1 pseudogene is annotated in these 570 nt (G+C 32.3%); it reads right to left on the bottom strand.

From position 1 onward, the window contains the following. A pseudogene (locus tag ACJ5GX_RS03515) lies at nt 1–108 on the bottom strand (5-(carboxyamino)imidazole ribonucleotide synthase); the annotation flags it as partial. Nucleotides 109–570 lie beyond the last annotated feature (462 nt).

Genomic DNA, 570 nt, shown 5'->3' on the forward strand with positions numbered 1-570 from the left:
TTCAGACTCAATAGTGACTAAATCCACACTCTGTGCAAAAGATTCAAGTGCCCTCTTATCACAGAAGTCTGCTATTGTTAAATCATCAGCAACAGAACAAGCTGGATCGATCAAGCTTTTGAAACGCTGAGAAATAAAAGAATGGAGAATTTACAGATGGACGGCTCACCTCCTTTTCAATGATTTATATCTACTCTTCTAGGGTTGCTACTGTTTTGTAACTGAATTTTTAGGATGAATTACTTATTTACAGATAGTTACACTACCTACAAATACAATACACCTCGTAATTATTGTCACGGGATACGAAAAGTTTTTGTTTTTTGCCTGAGGAAAATTGCAAGTGCAACCTAACTAACGTAACTAATTTAACTAAAAAATAAACTGCTATATTCCTACTGTATTTGATGTTAAATGTAATGTATTATCAAACAAAATAATAAGTTATAAACTGAATCTTAGAATTAGGCACTATTTTGAGTTTGATTTACTTTCAATATCGAGATCTCCAAAAAAAATTATATGCAAACTGTAGTTGTGTTTAGACAACAAGAAACACTGCAATCCTGC

The organism is Wolbachia endosymbiont of Tuta absoluta (genome assembly GCF_059414725.1).